The sequence below is a fragment of the Ruminococcus sp. AM42-11 genome (assembly GCF_003480145.1).
Lineage (GTDB): Bacteria > Bacillota > Clostridia > Lachnospirales > Lachnospiraceae > Blautia_A > Blautia_A faecis.
Genome location: NZ_QUIO01000091.1, coordinates 1 through 1,709, shown reverse-complemented (window position 1 = coordinate 1,709; position 1,709 = coordinate 1). Strand labels below are relative to the sequence as shown.

Genomic DNA, 1,709 nt, shown 5'->3' with positions numbered 1-1,709 from the left:
TGCGGGATACCAACTACTTCACCCCACCCGCGTTGTTGTCGTTACTGTTTCTTTCTTCCCTTTCCAGTAACCAGCGATTTTGCAATGTATATTCGCAAGCCGCGCATTTTAGGAGCGGTTTTAGTGGAGGCGAGATCCATGACTTACGGAGACTTAGGCGCGAAGGCTTTCCTGAGCGTCTTAGTCGTAGTTAGTCATTAGCTTGCCGGAACGTTGCGACGCGCGGCGGTGAATATACATTGTAAAATCGCGTCTGGGATAACGACCAACACATTAAATAGCAAAACAGGAGGTTCTACATGGGAAAAAGAAAAAAAGAAGAATTGCCCGATTACACAGTAGCCAATATGGATGTGGATGGTATGCCCTGGAATTCCAGAAGACCATGGCAGATATTTCCTGGTGATCCATCTAAGAGCAGAAAAGAATTTGATGTAAAAGTACCGGAACCGGGAATGGAAAATGAAGTACCGGATGATCTGAGCGCTTTTCAGAATCCGCCGATGACGAAGGAAGAAAGAAGAGGAATCATCTGGCTTTCGCTGAAGGCGTCACTGACTGTGGGACTGATCTTTGGAAGTGCGGCATTTTTGTTTATTTTATTCTGTGTATTCGTGTGGCTGAAATAAAAGAGAGATTGTCAGAGAAAAAGTTTATTCTTACTTACGTTATATTATTTCGTAATAATAGAATACTAGTGCCGAATTGAAAAGTTTCTAAAGTTTCGGCTAAAAATAGCGGCAGACAATTAATTTTGTCTGCCGTAAAATTATGTAGATTGAGCCTGTCTTAAATATCATGAAACATGCCAATCTTATTCTTAATCTGCTGCATTTCGTTATCCGTTTCGATTACTGCCTGCGCCGAGCGGAGCAGTTCTTCACTGATCTCTGCATATCCTGGCAAGTCCTCGATTCCCTTCTTGTAGCGGAGCTGATGCTCCAATGTAGCCCAGAAGTCCATGCCGTTGGTGCGGATCTGAAGTTCTACTCTCATAGGTGTTTTCCCCTTGGAGAAGAATACAGGAATCTCCACTATCATATGATAACTACGATAACCATTTGGTTTCGGATTCTTGATATAATCCTTGATTTTAATAACTTTAATATCATCCTGTCCGGCAATCAGATTGGCCACTGTGTAAATATCGTCAATGAAAGCACAGACCACCCGGACTCCAGCCACGTCATTTAACTGTTCCTGAATATTCTCTGCTGTAAAATCATATCCCAGCTTCTGCAGTTTCCGGTAAATACTTTCTGGTTTCTTTATCCTTGTCTTAATAAAAGATATGGGATTTCGCTTATACTCTACTGAAAATTCATCATCCAGAACTTCCAGCTTGGTCTGTACCTCCCGGATGGCACATCTATACATCATCATCAGATCATTAAACTTTGCTGCATTTTTGATAAAACGCTGCGGATCTGGCGTATCCAGCCAGGGCGCTTTCTTTTCTTCTGACATAATTAATTCTTTCAACCTCTCTACAAGTAAAATGCTGAGCCCCCGTCAAGAGCTTCTCATATTGTTTATTATAGCGGAATTTTTATAAAGAAGCAACGTATTGAATTGCTATTTAGTTGATTAAAAGTTCTTTAATGCGGACGCATTTGGACAATGTGTATTACTCACTCGCCGGCGCAACGCTCCAGCGAACTAATCGCTAACTGCGACTAATGCGTTCGGGAGAGCCCTCACGCATAAGT

General features: G+C 42.1%; 2 protein-coding genes. One reads left to right on the top strand and one right to left on the bottom strand.

What is annotated here, in order from left to right; genetic code table 11:
- Positions 1 to 299: 299 nt before the first annotated feature.
- On the top strand, positions 300 to 629 hold the full coding sequence (locus tag DW904_RS22485; protein ID WP_118584332.1) for a hypothetical protein: 330 nt from the start codon (positions 300 to 302) through the stop codon (positions 627 to 629).
- A gap of 160 nt (positions 630 to 789) precedes the next feature.
- Here the strand turns inward: DW904_RS22485 and DW904_RS22480 are convergent, their stop codons facing one another.
- A complete protein-coding gene (locus DW904_RS22480) occupies positions 790 to 1,467 on the bottom strand; it encodes a GTP pyrophosphokinase family protein (RefSeq protein ID WP_118584331.1) in 678 nt (225 codons plus the stop codon).
- Positions 1,468 to 1,709 lie beyond the last annotated feature (242 nt).

Coding starts and splice junctions, on each gene's coding strand:
- DW904_RS22485 (WP_118584332.1), top strand. CDS start 300: ATGGGAAAAAGAAAAAAAGAAGAATTGCCCGATTACACAGTAGCCAAT.
- DW904_RS22480 (WP_118584331.1), bottom strand. CDS start 1,467: ATGTCAGAAGAAAAGAAAGCGCCCTGGCTGGATACGCCAGATCCGCAG.